At 72.9% G+C, this 15,062-nt stretch carries 14 protein-coding genes; 10 read left to right on the top strand and 4 right to left on the bottom strand.

The window, feature by feature from the left end; genetic code table 11:
* Positions 1-9: 9 nt before the first annotated feature.
* The 3 genes from OG514_RS04280 to OG514_RS04270 all read left to right on the top strand — a co-directional run bounded on the left by OG514_RS04280 (position 10) and on the right by OG514_RS04270 (position 3,587).
* Positions 10-1,059, top strand: coding sequence for a C40 family peptidase (locus OG514_RS04280; RefSeq protein WP_266890969.1), 1,050 nt, complete (start codon positions 10-12; stop codon positions 1,057-1,059).
* A 199-nt stretch (positions 1,060-1,258) separates the two neighbouring features.
* Positions 1,259-2,269 (top strand): NlpC/P60 family protein, encoded by a 1,011-nt coding sequence (locus OG514_RS04275; RefSeq protein WP_266890967.1) that lies wholly within the window; start codon positions 1,259-1,261, stop codon positions 2,267-2,269.
* Between the two features lie 91 nt (positions 2,270-2,360).
* Positions 2,361-3,587: a hypothetical protein gene (locus tag OG514_RS04270; RefSeq protein WP_266890965.1), complete on the top strand. Its 1,227-nt coding sequence runs from the start codon at positions 2,361-2,363 to the stop codon at positions 3,585-3,587.
* On the opposite strand, the gene OG514_RS04265 is transcribed toward OG514_RS04270, so the two are convergent.
* Positions 3,584-4,126, bottom strand: coding sequence for a PadR family transcriptional regulator (locus OG514_RS04265; RefSeq protein WP_266890963.1), 543 nt, complete (start codon positions 4,124-4,126; stop codon positions 3,584-3,586). The two genes, OG514_RS04270 and OG514_RS04265, sit on opposite strands and share 4 nt — an antisense overlap.
* 101 nt (positions 4,127-4,227) lie before the next feature.
* On the opposite strand from OG514_RS04265, the gene OG514_RS04260 reads away from it, so the two are divergent.
* Entirely contained in the window at positions 4,228-5,556 is a 1,329-nt protein-coding gene (locus OG514_RS04260; protein ID WP_266890962.1) for an MATE family efflux transporter, read from the top strand.
* On the opposite strand, the gene OG514_RS04255 is transcribed toward OG514_RS04260, so the two are convergent.
* A complete protein-coding gene (locus OG514_RS04255; protein ID WP_266890960.1) occupies positions 5,517-6,791 on the bottom strand; it encodes a glycosyltransferase 87 family protein in 1,275 nt (424 codons plus the stop codon). The two genes, OG514_RS04260 and OG514_RS04255, sit on opposite strands and share 40 nt — an antisense overlap.
* An 88-nt stretch (positions 6,792-6,879) precedes the next feature.
* Between OG514_RS04255 and OG514_RS04250 the strand changes: the two genes are divergently transcribed.
* Positions 6,880-8,022: a glycosyltransferase family 4 protein gene (locus OG514_RS04250; RefSeq protein WP_266890958.1), complete on the top strand. Its 1,143-nt coding sequence runs from the start codon at positions 6,880-6,882 to the stop codon at positions 8,020-8,022.
* Here OG514_RS04250 and OG514_RS04245 read toward each other — a convergent pair.
* On the bottom strand, positions 8,006-8,533 hold the full coding sequence (locus OG514_RS04245; protein WP_266890956.1) for a hypothetical protein: 528 nt from the start codon (positions 8,531-8,533) through the stop codon (positions 8,006-8,008). The two genes, OG514_RS04250 and OG514_RS04245, sit on opposite strands and share 17 nt — an antisense overlap.
* 130 nt (positions 8,534-8,663) lie before the next feature.
* Entirely contained in the window at positions 8,664-10,460 is a 1,797-nt protein-coding gene (locus OG514_RS04240) for a long-chain fatty acid--CoA ligase (RefSeq protein WP_266890954.1), read from the bottom strand.
* Between the two features lie 256 nt (positions 10,461-10,716).
* Between OG514_RS04240 and OG514_RS04235 the strand changes: the two genes are divergently transcribed.
* From OG514_RS04235 to OG514_RS04215, 5 genes are all read left to right on the top strand, one after another.
* Positions 10,717-11,484, top strand: a complete 768-nt coding sequence (locus OG514_RS04235) for a metallophosphoesterase (protein WP_266890952.1) — start codon at positions 10,717-10,719, stop codon at positions 11,482-11,484.
* Positions 11,485-11,573: 89 nt separating this feature from the next.
* Positions 11,574-12,017: an SRPBCC family protein gene (locus tag OG514_RS04230; RefSeq protein ID WP_266890950.1), complete on the top strand. Its 444-nt coding sequence runs from the start codon at positions 11,574-11,576 to the stop codon at positions 12,015-12,017.
* A 278-nt stretch (positions 12,018-12,295) separates the two neighbouring features.
* Complete coding sequence (locus tag OG514_RS04225) at positions 12,296-13,432, top strand: ArsA family ATPase (protein ID WP_266890948.1); 1,137 nt, start codon at positions 12,296-12,298, stop codon at positions 13,430-13,432.
* 43 nt (positions 13,433-13,475) lie between these two features.
* The gene (locus OG514_RS04220; RefSeq protein ID WP_266890946.1) at positions 13,476-13,961 is read left to right on the top strand and encodes a DUF5304 domain-containing protein; all 486 of its coding nucleotides are present in this window, start codon (positions 13,476-13,478) and stop codon (positions 13,959-13,961) included.
* A 66-nt stretch (positions 13,962-14,027) separates the two neighbouring features.
* Positions 14,028-14,969 carry an ROK family glucokinase gene (locus OG514_RS04215; protein WP_266890944.1) on the top strand — a complete coding sequence of 314 codons (942 nt, stop codon included), beginning with the start codon at positions 14,028-14,030 and terminating at the stop codon, positions 14,967-14,969.
* The last annotated feature ends 93 nt before the right edge of the window (positions 14,970-15,062 follow it).

The raw sequence follows: 15,062 nt of genomic DNA, 5'->3' as shown, positions 1-15,062 counted from the left end.
CTCGCCTTCGTGGCGTCCCACCGTCGACCCAAGCAGCCGAGCCGCATGCGCGTGACCGTGCTCACCGCGACCGCAGCGGCCGCCGTCGCTCTCACCGCCCAGAGTGGTGCCCAGGCGGCCCCCGCCAAGCCCAAGATCGACGAGGTCAAGTCGAAGGTCGACAAGCTGCACCACGAGGCCGAAGAGGCCACGGAGCAGTACAACCTCGCCGAGGAGCGCCGCGGCAAGCTGCAGAAGGAGATCGGCAACCTCCAGGACAAGGTGGCCCGCGGCCAGCAGGAGCTCAACACCCTGCGCGACCAGATCGGTTCGGTCGCCAGCGCCCAGTACCGCTCCGGCGGCATCGACCCCGCGCTCCAGCTCTTCCTCTCCGCCGACCCGGACACCTACCTCGACAAGGCGTCCGCGATCGACCAGCTGAGTGCTCAGCAGGCCGACGTGCTCACCACGATCCAGGCCAAGCAGCGGAGCCTCGCGCAGCAGCGCGCCGAGGCCACCACGAAGCTCGGCGACCTCGAGGACGTCCGCAAGACGCTCGGCGAGAAGAAGAAGAAGTTCCAGAGCAAGCTGGCCGACGCCCGCAAGCTCCTCAACACGCTGACCGAGGCCGAGCGCGCCAAGATCAGGCAGAAGGAGCAGGAGCAGGAACAGCGCGCCAGCCGCGCCGCCGGCGAGCGGATCGACCTCGGCAACGAGGCCCCCGCGTCCGGCTTCGGCGCCGCGGCGCTCAGCGCCGCCGCCACCCGGGTCGGCATGCCGTACGCCTCCGGTCACGAGGGCCCCAACTCGTTCGACTGCTCCGGTCTGACCCAGTGGGCCTACGGCAAGGCCGGCATCGACCTCACCCGCACCACCTACACCCAGCAGAACGACGGCACGAGGATCGGCCGCAGCCAGCTCAAGCCGGGCGACCTGGTCTTCTTCAACAACCTGTCGCACGTGGGTCTGTACGCGGGCAACAACACGGTCCTGCACGCCCCGTACTCGGGCGTCAACGTCCGCTACGAGTCCATGAACACCCTGGGCTCGTTCCAGTTCGGTGTCCGCATCGGCGGCTGACCCGCCCCGACGCGACCCGCGCAGCCGACCGCCCAATCGGGTGGTTCGCCGCGACGCGAGCTGACCTGACGCCCCGCCGGTGACCTGTGATCTCCGGCGGGGCGTCACTTTGTGTGCCCGGCGGGTTCGTTGGACGCGGAGTGATCAGCGGCTACTGTCTGCCGCTCCAGTCAGCGTCGAGCCGAACGGAGCGCGATCCGTGGCGTCCCTCCGCCGACCCGCCAGGGTCACCGTCCTCACCGCCGCCGCGGCCACCGCGGCGGCGTCCCTCGGGGCCGTCCCCGCGAGCGCCGACCCCGGGGCCGGACCCGCGGCCACCCGCGCCACGGTCGACCGGCTCTTCGAGGAGGCCGAGAAGGCCACGGAGGGCTACAACCGGGCGGACGAGAAGGCGGACGCGCTGCGCCGGACGGTCTCCCAGGCCCAGGACAGCCTCGCCCGGGGCCAGGAGCGCATCAACCACATGCGGGGCGCGCTCGGTTCGGTCGCCGGCGCCCAGTACCGCTCCGGCGGCATCGACCCGGCCATCGCCCTGCTGCTCTCCTCCGACCCGGACACCTACCTCGACCGGGCCTCCGCGCTCGACCGGCTCACCGCCCGGCAGGGCGTCGCGCTCGGCGAACTCCAGCGGGAGCAGCGCCGGCTGAAGCAGCAGCGGTCCGAGGCCCGTACGGCCCTGGTCGAGCTGGAGCGCAGCCGGGCCGAGGTCGCCCGCCACAAGCGCGTCGTCGAGGGCAAGCTCGCCGAGGCCCGCCGGGTGCTCGCGAGCCTCACCGTCGAGGAGCGCGCCGACTTCGACCGGGCATCGCGCTCCGGCGGGCGCGTGGAGGAACTCCCGCCCATGCCCGAGGCACCCGCGGGTTCCTCCCGGGCATCCGCCGCGGTGATCGCCGCCCGCAGCGCGATCGGCAAGCCGTACGTGTGGGGGGCGACCGGCCCCTCCGCCTTCGACTGCTCGGGCCTGATGGTCTGGTCGTACGGGCAGGCCGGGATCAGCCTGCCCCGCACCTCCTCCGCGCAGCGGTACGCGGGCCGGCAGGTGCCGCTCGCCCAGGCGCAGCCCGGTGACCTCGTCACCTACCGGGGCGACGCCAGCCACGTCGGGATCTACGCGGGCAACGGGCAGGTCATCCACGCCCCCTACCCGGGCGCGCGGGTCCGCTACGACCCGGTGAACATGATGTCCCACGTGACGGTGACCCGGGTCTGAGCCCGGCTGCCGGGCCTCAGCCGCCCAGGACGCGGGGGCCTTCGCCCACACCGGGAGCCGGTCCGGCCGTTCCGACCGTACGATCGGAGGCGTGGCGGGTCAGGGGTGTGGAGCGCGGCGGTCGGCGACAGCCTGCCTGCTGGCCCTGCTGCTCGCGCTCGTCGGGCTCGTCGGCTGCGGCGCGGGGACCAGGCCCGCCGACACGGCGGCCCGGGAGATACAGGGGCTCCTCGACCGGCACGCCAGGGCGCTCCTCGACCGTGACCGGCCCGGCTACCTGGCCGCCGTCGACCCCGCGTACGTGCCGACCGCCCTGACCGTCTTCCGGCGGCTCGCGACGGTTCCCGTCGACGGCTGGACGTACCGGCTCACCGGGGTCGACCGCACGGCCCCCGACCGCGTCACCGTCCGCGCCGAACTCGGCTACCGGCTCAAGGGCCACGACAAGCGGCCCGTCACCGGCGACCGGGTCCTGAACCTGACCGAACGGGACGGACGCTGGTACGTGACCGGTGACCGTCCGGCGCAGGGCGCGCCCCGGCACCTCTGGGAGCAGGGCGACGTCGCCACCATCCGCGGCGCCCGCTCGCTCGTCCTCGGCGTCGGCCAGAAGCCCGAGCGGCTCCGGGAGATCGCCGCGGCCGCCGACCGGGCCGTCCCCGCCGTCTCCGCCGCCTGGCCCGCCGACTGGGCCCGGGAGGTGGTCGTCCTCGTCCCCGGCTCGCTGGAGGGGATGGGGGAGCTCCTCGGGGCACCCGGGACCTCCTACCGGGGCATCGCCGCCGTCACCACGGGGGAGATCCGGGGCGGCGCGGACGCGCCCGCGGACCGGGTGATCGTCAACCCGGAGGCGTACGGGGTCCTCGGCGCGTTCGGCCGGCAGCTCGTCCTCACCCACGAGACCGTCCATGTCGCCACCCGCGCCGACACCACCTCGTCGACCCCGGTCTGGCTCTCCGAGGGCTTCGCCGACTGGGTCGCCTACCGGGACGCCGGCCGCACCCCCGCTCAGGCCGCCCCCGAACTGGGCCGCGCCGTCCGCGCGGGCGAACTGCCCGCCCGGCTCCCGGAGGACCCCGACTTCTCCTTCGGCGGGGACGCGGCGGCGCTGGCCCGGGCGTACGAGGGCGGCTGGCTGGCCTGCGCGCTGATCGCGGACCGCTGGGGCGAGGCGGGACTGACGGACTTCTACCGGGCGGTGGGCGCGCACCCCGGCCGTGAGGGCGCGGTGGAGAAGGCCCTCCAGGAGGTGCTGGACACCACGCCCGGGGAGTTCACCGCCGACTGGCGCGCCTATCTGCGGGAGCGGCTCGGCTAGGGGGTGTCCCCGGAGGTGCCCTCCAGGGCGGCCAGGGCGTCCGTCAGCCAGGCCTTCTCGGCCGTGCCCGTCGCTCGGGCGATCCGCAGCATGCCCTGGCGGAAGAGGTCCGGCTCCCGCTCGACGCTGACCGGGGTCCCGCCCTCGTAGAAGAAGCTGGCCGGGGTGTTCAGGAACTCCTGGCGGCGGCGGAGGACGGCCGCCTGGTCCGCGGGGTCGGGGAGCCGGCCCAGGAAGGCGAGCAGGGTGAAGAACCGCTGGCCGTCGGTGATCTCGGCGTCCTTGGGGGTGCGCAGTCGGGCGAGCAGGTCCCGGCGGCCGTCGGGGGTGAGGGAGAGCGTCCGGCGCGGGGCGGCGCTCGCGCCGGGCTCCGTCCGGCTGTCCACCAGGCCGTTCTTCACCAGGCGGTTGATCGCCGGGTAGAGGGCACCGTCGCTGACGGGGCGCACATGACCGCTGAGGCCGTTGATGCGTTCCTTCAGCTCGTACCCGTGCAGCGGCTTCTCGTACAGGAAGCCCAGGATCGACAGCTCCAGCACCGGGTGTCCTCCTTCGCGGCTGTCGTCGGACCGGTCGCCATGGTATCTCTTTTCGATGTGCCTCGATTCGAGGTACATCGAAAAGAGGGAGATGCTTTCGTATGTCCGCGCACCGCCGCACGCTCGTCCGACTCGCCCGCCCGGTCTATCTCGAACTGCTGGCCGGAGTCGCCGCCGGCGTCATCAACATGGTCTGGGTCGCCCGGCTCGGCGGGGACGCCGTCGCCGCCGTCGCGATCGCCACCAACGTCGAGAACCTGCTCCTCGGCGTCGTCCTCGTGGCCGGCTCCGGCACCACCGTGCTCGTCGCCCGCGCCCGCGGCGCCGACGACCCGGGCGCCGTCCGCGCCGCCGTCCGGGGCGGCGCCGCCCTCGGCGCCCTGCTGATACCGCCCGTGGCCCTCGGCGGTTACCTGCTGCGCGACCCGCTCGCCGCCCTGCTGCTCGGCGGCCCGGACCACCCCGCCCACGCCCTGGCCGTCGCCTACTTCGCGGTCTCGCTCCCCGGCACGGCCGTCTTCTTCGCCACGAACGTCCTCGACGGCATCCTCAAGGGCGCGGGCGACACGCGCACTCCCATGCGGCTCGCCTTCCTCGCCAACGGACTGATCCTCGTCCTCGACCCGCTGCTCATCCACGCGTACGGGGTGCAGGGCGCCGCCCTCGCCACCGTCACCGGCCGGGCCGTCGCCCTCGCCGTCGGACTGCTCGCCCTGCGCCGCAACCCCCTGCTCAGAGCCGCCCGTGCCGCCCGCCGGGCCGAGCGGACCGCCGCCGCCCTGCGCCGGACCGCGGTCACCGGCCTGCCGATGGGTGTCGACTTCGCCGTCCGGATGGCGGGGGCCCTCGCCCTCGTCTCCGTCGTGGCCCGGCTCGGTGTCACCGAGATCGCCGCCTACGGCATCGCCACCAAGGCCATGTACGTGGCGACCATGGCCTTCTACGCCGTCCGGCAGGCCGCCGCCATCCACAGCGCCCATCTGCTCGGAGCGGGCCGCGACGAACGCCGGGCCGTCGGACGGCAGGCCCTGCTGCTCGGCGGGGTCCTCGGCGCCGGCTCCGCGGGAGTGCTGCTCCTGGGCGCGGGACCCGTCATGCGGGCCTTCGGCGCCGAGCCCGCCGTGGCGGAGGCGGGCGCGCTCTTCCTGCGCTGCCTCGGCCCCTATCTGCTGCTCATGGCCGGATACATCGCGCTCGCCGGGGTCTTCGAGGGCACCGGGGCGAGCCCCTACCTCGCCCGGATCACCGTCGCGGGCGTCCTGGTCCAGCTGCCGCTCGCGTACGGCCTCTCAGGTCTCGGACTGCCGGGGATCTGCCTGGCCATGGCCCTCGCCATGGCGGCCCAGTGCGCGGCACTGGGCCTGCTGCACCGCCGTACCGTCGGCGCCCCTCAGCGCGAGCCGGACAGGGCCTTCTCGCGCTCCGGCTGAGTCGCCTGCGCGGGCACGACCACGGACCCGGTGAGAGGGGGCTCCGTCACCGTCTGCTGCCACAGGATCCGGCAGGCGATGAGGGTGGCCGCGATCAGCAGACCGTTCCGGGTGAACAGCACCGCGATGCCCAGCGGATCGCTGCGGGTCACGTGCGAGAACCACACCGGGAACTCGAACTGCGTCACCGCCGCCGCCCACACGATCAGATGCGCCGGCCGCTCCATGCGGCTCGACCGGTACGCGAGACACACCGCCGCCAGCCCGACCAGCCACAGCATGTACTGCGGGGACAGCACCCGGCTCGTCGTGGTGAAGAGCAGCACCGCCACGAAGCCCGCGTCCGCGACCGTCGACGTGGTGAAGCGGCGCGCCTTGAACCGCCAGAGCAGCAGCCAGCCGAAGGCGACGAAGGTGAGCACCATCGCGGCCGTCGAGACGGTGGAGACGTACGGGCCGAGGAACTCGATCGAGCCGTAGTTCATCTGCGCCTCGCCGCTCCAGCCGAAGTGCCGGGCCACGTGGAAGACCATCGCGCCCAGCGACTCGACCTCGGTGCCCCGGTCGCGCTGGAAGGAGAGGAAGGCGAGCGCGCCCGGCATCCACAGCACGCAGAACAGCAGCACCGCGGCCGCGGCGCCCACCGCCACGGGCCAGGAGCGGAAGGTGGCCCGGCCCTTCGGGGTGCCCGCGAGCAGCAGCACCGGCCACACCTTCAGGACCGCGCCGAAGCCCGCGAGAGCGCCGAGGACGCGCGGGCTCCGGCCGGCCGCGAGTATCGCCGCCACCGCGACGGCGGTCACCATCACGTCGTACCGGGCGTACACGGTCGGCCCGAGCAGGGCGACGCCCGCGATCCAGATCCAGGCACCGCGCGGCGAGCGGCCGGCCCGGCGGCCCGTGTGCAGGAGCAGCCCGAAGACGAGCGCGTCACAGAGGAAGGCGAGGACGAAGAAGGCGGCCGAGTAGCCGAGGAAGGGCAGCAGCCCCGGGGCGAGGATCGCGAACGCGGCGGCCGGCGGGTACTGCCAGGTCACGTCGTCCAGCGGATACGTGCCCGTCCGCAGGACCTCGTACCAGCCCTGGTAGATGTTCTCGACGTCGAACGTGATGTCCGGTCCGGGGATCACCACGACCTTGAAGACGCACAGCAGCAGGATGACCCGGGTCAGGGCCCAGAGGCCGACCGGCAGTCGCAGACCCGTGCGTGACCACTTCCCCACTGCGCCCGTCATCACTGTCTCGTCCTTGTCCTGTAGGCCCGCTCACGCGGGGGAGTGGTGGTGCTGGGCGGTGGGTGCGCTCGCGGTAGATTCGGCCACGATGCACAAGACCCTGATCGTAACCAACGACTTCCCGCCGCGTCCCGGCGGAATCCAGGCCTTCCTGCACAACATGGCCCTCCGCCTGGATCCCGAACGGATCGTGGTCTACGCCTCCACCTGGAAGCGCAGCCGCGAAGGGGCCGAGGCGACGGCCGCGTTCGACGCCGAACAGCCTTTCACGGTCGTCCGGGATCGCACCACCATGCTGTTGCCCACACCTCGGGTCACCGCCCGTGCCACCGCGCTCCTGCGCGAGCACGGCTGCGAGTCCGTGTGGTTCGGCGCGGCCGCGCCGCTCGGCCTGATGGCCCCCGCGCTGCGCAGGGCCGGCGCACGGCGACTCGTGGCCACCACGCACGGCCACGAGGCGGGCTGGGCCCAGCTGCCCGCCTCCCGGCAGCTCCTGAGGCGGATCGGCGAGGGCACGGCCACGATCACCTACCTCGGCGAGTACACCCGCTCCCGGATCGCGGCGGCCCTCACGCCCGCCGCCGCCGGCCGGATGGTGCAGCTTCCGCCGGGCGTCGACGAGAAGACCTTCCACCCCGACTCGGGCGGCGCGGAGGTCCGCGCCCGCCTCGGGCTCAGCGACCGCCCCGTGGTGGTCTGCGTCTCCCGGCTCGTCCCGCGCAAGGGCCAGGACACCCTGATCCGGGCCATGCCGCGGATCCTGCGCCGGGTGCCCGACGCGGTCCTCCTGATCGTTGGCGGCGGCCCGTACGAGAAGGACCTGCACCGTCTCGCCGCCGAGACCGGGGTGGCCGGATCCGTTCGCTTCACCGGCGCCGTCCCCTGGTCGGAGCTGCCCGCCCACTACGGGGCCGGTGACGTCTTCGCCATGCCCTGCCGCACGCGGCGCGGCGGCCTCGACGTCGAGGGCCTCGGCATCGTCTACCTGGAGGCCTCCGCGACCGGCCTCCCCGTCGTCGCGGGGGACTCGGGCGGCGCCCCCGACGCGGTCCTCGACGGCGAGACAGGCTGGGTCGTCCGCGGCGAATCCGTCGAGGACACCGCCGACCGCGTCACCACCCTCCTCCTCGACCCGGAACTCCGCGCCCGCATGGGCGAGCGGGGCCGGGCCTGGGTCGAGGAGAAGTGGCGCTGGGACCTCCTCGCGGAGCGGCTCAGGGAGCTGCTGTAGCGGTCGGCTTCCGTGTCATGACGTAGGTGTCGGCGGCGTCGGGGTCGCCGAAGAAGAAGAACAGGACGGGCTTCTTCTGCTTGTCGCGGTCCACGAAGAAGCGCCAGGTGTAGGTGGTGGGGGCGTCCGTGGCGTCCGGCAGAGGCGTCGTCGCGTCGGCGCGCGTCTCGGCCTTCGTGCGGGCCGTGAGCTCCAGGCGGACGTCCTGCCCGTTCGCGTCGTCGGCGAGCGACCAGGTGCCCGTACCGGAGAGCCGCCAGCCGTCGTCGAAGTCGAAGTCCTGTCCGTCGAGCCGGGTGACGGTCGCCGTCCCGTCCGGGCGCAGCGTCATCGCGGTGCCCTCGGTGGACTTCCAGGCCCCGGCGACCTCGGCCGCCGTGGCGTCGTGGACGTCCGTCCCCTCGTAGTACTGGCCCGGGCCGGCGAGGCAGGCGGTCAGGGTGGTGAGCAGGGCCACCACCGCCCCGTACCTCCGGAGCCGGCGGAGCGAGTTTCCCCTCGTGATCCTCACGGGACGCATCCTGACACCCAGACTTGAACATGTTCAAGTCTGGGGTGTCGGGCAGGGTGTACGGAAACGGCCGGAGGCCCGGAGCGATGTCGCCCCGGGCCTCCGGCCCGTACGTACGTGCCTTCCGGGATCAGCCCCGGTAGATCGCCTCGATCTCGTCCGCGAAGTCCTTCGCCACCACGTTCCGCTTCAGCTTCAGGGACGGGGTGATGTGGCCCGCCTCCTCCGTGAACTGGGCCGGGAGAATGCGGAACTTGCGAACCGACTCCGCCTTGGAGACCGCCGCGTTGCCGTCGTCGATCGCGCGCTGGACCTCCGCCACCAGGTCCGCGTCGTCGCGGAGGGTGACCGCCGTCGAACCCGCCGGCTTGCCGTGCTCGGCGGCCCAGCGGCCCAGGAACTCCTCGTCGATCGTGACGAGCGCACCCACGAACGGACGCCCGTCGCCGACCACCATGCACTCCGCGACCAGCGCGTGCGCCCGGATCCGGTCCTCGATGACCGCCGGGGCGACGTTCTTGCCGCCCGCCGTCACCAGGATCTCCTTCTTCCGGCCGGTGATCGCGAGGTAGCCGTCCTCGTCGAGGGTGCCGATGTCGCCCGTGTGGAACCAGCCGTCCGCCAGCGCCTCGGCCGTCGCCGTCGGGTTGTTCCAGTACTCCGTGAAGATGTGCTCGCCGTGCAGCAGCACCTCGCCGTCGTCGGCGATCCGCACCACCGAACCCGGCAGCGGCTGACCGACCGTGCCGATCTTCTGCCGGTCCCAGGGGTTGAACGCCGTCGCCGCGCACGACTCCGTCAGGCCGTAGCCCTCCAGGACCGTGAAGCCGATGCCCCGGAAGAAGTGGCCGAGCCGCTCGCCCAGCGGCGCGCCGCCCGAGATCGCGTACTCGCCGCGGCCGCCGAGCACCGCCCGCAGCTTGCTGAAGACCAGCTTGTCGAAGATCTTGTGCTTCAGCTTGAGGCCGAAGGACGGGCCCTGCGGGGTGCTCAGCGCCCTGCTGTACGCGATCGCCGTGTGCGCGGCCTTGTCGAAGATCTTGCCCTTGCCGTCGGCCTGCGCCTTGGCCCGAGCCGAGTTGTAGACCTTCTCGAAGACCCGGGGCACGCCCAGGATCAGCGTCGGCCGGAACGAGGCCAGCTCGTCCGTGAGGTTCTTGATGTCCGGGACGCAGCCCAGCCGGATCGGCGCCATCACGGACGCGATCTCGACGAGCCGCCCGAAGACGTGCGCGGCCGGCAGGAACAGCAGCACCGAACACTCGCCCGTACGGAAGAGGGGCTTCAGACGCGCCACCACGTTGCCGCACTCGGCGAAGAAGGCCCGGTGGGTCAGGACGCAGCCCTTGGGGCGGCCCGTCGTGCCCGAGGTGTAGACGATCGTCGCCGGGTCGTCCGCGTTCGCCGCCGACATGCGCTCGTCGAGCAGCTCGTCGGAGACGTCCGAGCCGGTCGCGGTCAGCTGCGCGACCGCGTCGTCCTCGATCTGCCAGACACCCTTGAGCTCCGGCAGGTTCGCCCGCACGGACTCGACGGACTCCTGGTGCGCCCCGCTCTCGACGAGCGCGAACGTCGCGCCCGAGTCGCCGAGGATCCACTGGATCTGCTCCGGCGAGCTGGTCTCGTACACGGGAACGGTCACGCCGCCCGCGCTCCAGATCGCGAAGTCGAGGAGGACCCACTCGTAACGCGTACGCGACAGCAGCGCGACCCGGTCGCCCGGCTCGACGCCGGCCGCGATCAGGCCCTTGGCGGCCCCGCGGACCTCCGCGAGGAACTGTGTCGCGGTCACATCCGTCCACACGCCGTCGACCTTGCGACCCATGACGGCGACGTCTGGGTGCTGGGAGGCGTTGCGGCGGATGAGATCCGTCAGGTTGCCGTCCGCGGGGACCTCGTACAGGGCCGGAAGGCTGAACTCGCGCAAGACTGCTGCTCCTCATCGGGCGCCGGCGCCACGGCTCTGTGTGATGCACCGGTGAAGTCCAAGAACTGGCAGGTGCTCCGTGGGGGTGAGCACGACTGGACTGCCCGGACGTTACCCATCAGTACATGGTTCCGGATAGGGGGTTCCGGCCAGATGTTCCGTGCGTCACACATGTGTGGCGGTGCTCTCCGCACAGTAATCCACAGGTTTCCCGACTCGGAAGTAACCGCAGGTGACACCCCCTAAGGTGGGGCCCATGCGAGTCCATGTGGTCAGTGACGTGCACGGCAACGCCGGAGACCTCGCCAGGGCGGGGGACGGGGCCGACGCCCTCATATGCCTGGGGGACCTGGTCCTCTTCCTCGACTACGCCGACCACAGCCGCGGGATCTTCCCCGACCTCTTCGGCGTCGAGAACGCCGACCGGCTGGTCGAGCTGCGCACCGCCCGCCGCTTCGACGATGCCCGTGACCTGGGGCGTCGCCTCTGGGCCGAGCTCGACGTCGACCGCGAGACCGCGATCGAGGGTGCCGTCCGCCGCCAGTACGCCGAACTCTTCGCCGCCTTCCCCACCCCCACGTACGCCACCTACGGGAACGTCGACATCCCCCGCTTCTGGTCCGAATTCGCCCGGCCCGGGACGACCGTCCTCGACGGCGAGCGGATCGAGGTCGGCGGGCTCGTCTTCGGCTTCGTCGGCGGCGGCCTGCGCACCCCGATGCGCACCCCGTACGAGATCTCCGACGAGGAGTACGCGGCGAAGGTCGAGGCCCTCGGCGACGTCGACGTCCTCTGCTCCCACATCCCGCCGGACGTGCCGGACCTGACGTACGACACCGTCGCCCGCCGCTTCGAACGCGGCAGCCGGGCCCTGCTCGACGCCATCCGACGCACCCGCCCCCGCTACGCCCTCTTCGGCCACGTCCACCAGCCGCTCGCCCAGCGGATGCGGATCGCCTCGACCGAGTGCGTGAACGTCGGCCACTTCGCCTCGACGGGCAAGCCCTTCGCGCTGGAGTGGTGACAGGCCCCGCGCCGCGGCGCGATAGCCTTCCGTCGGCACGTCTGTGCCCCTTGACTTCCGCCGGACCGCACAGTGGAGGAGCCACCACGATGGCCGAACACACCAGCTCGAGCATCACGATCGAGGCGGCACCGGCCGACGTCATGGGCGTGATCGCCGACTTCGCCCGCTACCCCGAGTGGACGGGCGAGGTGAAGGAGGCCGAGGTCCTGGCGACCGACGACGCCGGCCGCGCCGAGAAGGTCCGGCTGCTCCTCGACGCCGGCGCGATCAAGGACGACCACACCCTCGCGTACACCTGGACCGGGGGGAACGAGGTCAGCTGGACGCTGGTCAAGTCCCAGATGCTCCGGTCCCTCGACGGGTCGTACCGGCTCGCTCCGGTCGGCGGCGGCGACCGCACCGAGGTCACGTACCAGCTGACCGTCGACGTCAAGATCCCCATGCTCGGCATGATCAAGCGCAAGGCGGAGAAGGTCATCATCGACCGCGCGCTCGCGGGCCTGAAGAAGCGCGTCGAATCGGGCGCGTAACCCTTCCGCCGACTTCCAACCCGCGCCCCGCCACCCACCGCCGTGTGGGCGATCGCCCCTCCCCCGGACTCCGTCCGGGGGGACCCCCAGGGCGGGACGGGTGGGCACACGGGACGGCGCGCTCTGGCGGCGCCTCCGCCCCTTGTGCCTGAACCCCGTGTGCACCGTGCGGGGCGCAGGCCCACAGCGTGGGGGCGCGGGTGGGCTCCGTCCCCGTGGAACAGTCGCCCGCAACGGGGGCGGATGCTCGTGCGGAGGGCCCCGGTAACGTCCTCCGTATGCGGATCATTCTTGTTACCGGCCTCGGCGGCGCCGGACGTACCACCGTCGCCGCCGCCACCGCCCTCGCCGAGGCACGCGCCGGCCGCCGCGTCCTGCTCGTCTCCGAGGACGTCGAACGGGAACCGCTTCAGGCCCAGAGCGGACTCCGCGTCCTGCGCCCCGAGCCGGCCGCCGACTTCCGCCGCGAGTTCCTCGCCCTCCAGGCCCGCTCCTCCGCCGCCCTCGACCTGCTGGGCGCCGTGCCCTTCGAGGACGCCGAGCTCACCGAACTCCCCGGCAGCCGCCAGTTCGCCCTGCTGCGCTCCCTGCGCGACGCCGCCGAGGGCGACCACGAGCTCGCCGTCGTCGATCTGCCGCCGCTCCCCGAGGCCCTCGCCGTCCTCGCCCTGCCCGAGCAGCTCCGCCGCTATCTGCGCCGCCTCCTGCCCCCCGAGCGGCAGGCCGCCCGCGCCCTGCGCCCGATGCTCGCCCAGCTCGCCGGGGTCCCGATGCCTGCTCAGTGGCTGTACGAGACCACCGGGCGCTGGGAGGCCGAGCTGGCCGCCGTCCAGGCCGTCGTCGAGGCCCCCACCACCAGCGTCCGTCTCGTCCTCGAACCCGGTCCCACCGCCGTCCGGGCCCTGCGCGGAGCCCGGCTCGGCCTCGCCCTCCAGGGCCTCGCCCTCGACGCCGTCGTCGCCAACCGGCTGCTGCCCGCCGCATCCGAGGACCCCTGGCTCGCCGGACTCACCGCCCAGCAGCACCGGCACCTGGCGGAGCTCCGTACCGCCTGCGACGTCGTCGACGAGCTGCCGCACCTCGGCCGGGACCCGCGCGGGCCCGAGGACCTCGCGCTGCTCGCGCCCGCACGGCCCGTGGCCGTCCCCGACGCCGTACCGGACTGGGCCGTCGAGGACCGGCGGGAGGAGGACGGCGTCCTGGTGTGGCACATCGGCCTCCCCGGGGCCGTCAAGGAGGAGCTGTCCCTCGTCCGCAGGGGTGACGAACTGCTCCTGACCGTCGGCGCCTTCCGCCGCAACGTGCCCCTGCCGGCCGCCCTCCGTCGCTGCACCGTGACCGGCGCGGGACTCGTCGAAGGGGACCTCCGGGTGCGCTTCACCCCCGACCCCGGGCTCTGGCCCCGTACCTCCTGAGGAGGCGTGTACCGTCGAAGTACCAGCCACTGAGGAGTACGCCATGAGCGATTCGGATGCCTGGGCCAAGGCGTGCGCCGAGGACCTGGAGGCCGAGAAGGCCCGCCGCCGGGCGCAGCGCGGGGCGGAGACCGGCTCCGCCGCCGACGAGTTCCGCAAGCTCTTCGAAGCCGTCGCCGACAAGGTCTCCGGCGGTCTCGGGAACCCGCTGCTCGGCGGACAGGCCGCGCAGACCGTGCAGCAGCTCGTCAACCAGGCGAAGTCCGTCGTCGAGCCCGTGATCGAGCGCAACCCGCAGGTCTTCGACCACCTCGCCGCCGCCGGGAACGAGCTGCTCGCCGCCTACCGCTCCGCCGTCGAGGGTCATGAGAGCCGCTGGACGCGTGACGAGAAGGTGACCCCGGACGACCCGCGCGACCCGCGCCGGGACGCGGACGGGCCGGGCAAGGGCGCCGCCGCGGACGACCGCAAGGACGACCGCAAGGACGACGAGGGGCCCGGAACCGGCCAGCACATCGACCTCGACTGATCGGGACGCCCGTCCCCCTCGGGTACGGTGGGCCTTAGCGGGGCTCGACCGAAAACTGAGGGACACATGGGACTCACCATCGGCGTCGACATCGGCGGCACGAAGATCGCGGCCGGCGTGGTCGACGAGGAGGGCAACATCCTCGACACGCACAAGGTGCCCACCCCGCCGACCCCCGAGGGCATCGTCGACGCGATCTGCGCGGCCGTGTCCGAGGCCGGCAAGGGCCACACGATCGAGGCCGTCGGCATCGGTGCCGCGGGCTACGTCGACGACAAGCGTGCCACCGTCCTCTTCGCGCCGAACATCGACTGGCGGCACGAGCCGCTCAAGGACAAGGTCGAGCAGCGGGTAGGCCTGCCCGTCGTCGTCGAGAACGACGCCAACGCGGCAGCCTGGGGCGAGTACAGGTTCGGCGCCGGCCAGGGCCACGAGGACGTCATCTGCATCACCCTCGGCACCGGCCTCGGCGGCGGCATCATCATCGGCAACAAGCTGCGCCGCGGACGCTTCGGCGTGGCCGCCGAGTTCGGCCACATCCGGGTCGTCCCGGACGGTCTGCTGTGCGGCTGCGGCAGTCAGGGCTGCTGGGAGCAGTACGCCTCCGGGCGCGCGCTCGTCCGGTACGCCAAGCAGCGCGCCAACGCCACCCCCGAGCGCGCCGAGGTCCTCCTCGGTCTCGGTGACGGCACCCCCGAGGGCATCGAGGGCCGGCACGTCAGCCAGGCCGCCCGCGCCGGCGACCCGGTCGCCGTCGACTCCTTCCGTGAGCTGGCCCGCTGGGCCGGTGCCGGTCTCGCGGACCTGGCCTCGCTGTTCGACCCCTCGGCGTTCATCGTCGGCGGCGGCGTCTCGGACGAGGGCGATCTCGTCCTCGACCCGATCCGCAAGTCCTTCCGGCGCTGGCTGATCGGCGGCCAGTGGCGTCCGCACGCTCAGGTCCTCGCGGCCCAGCTCGGCAACAAGGCCGGCCTGGTCGGCGCAGCGGACCTGGCCCGCCAGGGCTGACCTCCCGCACGAAGGCATGAGTGCGAAGGCATAAGAAGACATACGGCGACCGCCCGTCGCGTCCCACGTGGACGCGGCGGGCGGTTGTCGTAC

Source organism: Streptomyces sp. NBC_00572 (genome assembly GCF_026341815.1).
Taxonomy (GTDB): Bacteria; Actinomycetota; Actinomycetes; order Streptomycetales; family Streptomycetaceae; genus Streptomyces.
This window is presented reverse-complemented; position numbering and strand designations above follow the sequence as displayed.

Bases quoted from the DNA above. Each gene is read 5' to 3' on its own strand.
- OG514_RS04220 (WP_266890946.1), top strand. From the start codon at position 13,476: ATGAGCGATTCGGATGCCTGGGCCAAGGCGTGCGCCGAGGACCTGGAG.
- OG514_RS04250 (WP_266890958.1), top strand. From the start codon at position 6,880: ATGCACAAGACCCTGATCGTAACCAACGACTTCCCGCCGCGTCCCGGC.
- OG514_RS04230 (WP_266890950.1), top strand. From the start codon at position 11,574: ATGGCCGAACACACCAGCTCGAGCATCACGATCGAGGCGGCACCGGCC.
- OG514_RS04215 (WP_266890944.1), top strand. From the start codon at position 14,028: ATGGGACTCACCATCGGCGTCGACATCGGCGGCACGAAGATCGCGGCC.
- OG514_RS04235 (WP_266890952.1), top strand. From the start codon at position 10,717: ATGCGAGTCCATGTGGTCAGTGACGTGCACGGCAACGCCGGAGACCTC.
- OG514_RS04255 (WP_266890960.1), bottom strand. From the start codon at position 6,791: ATGACGGGCGCAGTGGGGAAGTGGTCACGCACGGGTCTGCGACTGCCG.
- OG514_RS04225 (WP_266890948.1), top strand. From the start codon at position 12,296: ATGCGGATCATTCTTGTTACCGGCCTCGGCGGCGCCGGACGTACCACC.
- OG514_RS04260 (WP_266890962.1), top strand. From the start codon at position 4,228: ATGTCCGCGCACCGCCGCACGCTCGTCCGACTCGCCCGCCCGGTCTAT.